The 254-nt window shown below is 40.6% G+C and carries 1 protein-coding gene; it reads right to left on the bottom strand.

All coding sequences use genetic code 11. The features are described from left to right. Positions 1–254, bottom strand: a 254-nt coding sequence (locus LXM54_RS27810; RefSeq protein WP_233319574.1) for an IS110 family transposase, incomplete at both ends; no start/stop codon positions are given.

Consider the following 254-nt stretch of genomic DNA (forward strand, 5'->3'; position numbering starts at 1 on the left):
CCTTGTGGTATCGTTGGTTCGGCGTATCTACCATCTTTGACTAGTTGTGCAATGACTTTTGCGTCTTTTACATCGTTTTTAGTTGGAGAGTTATCGTCTAGCTCCTTACTGTGCTTGACGTGTAAAGGATTGACCGTGACGAACTTAATCTGTTCCTCCTTTAGAATATGAGCTAAATTAAGCCAATAATGGCCTGTAGGCTCCATTCCAGTAATGACAGACTCCATTTCGCATGACTCTTTTATTTGATTAAC

Origin of the sequence: Bacillus sp. Au-Bac7 (genome assembly GCF_021341655.1) — a bacterium.
Taxonomy (GTDB): Bacteria; Bacillota; Bacilli; order Bacillales; family Cytobacillaceae; genus Niallia.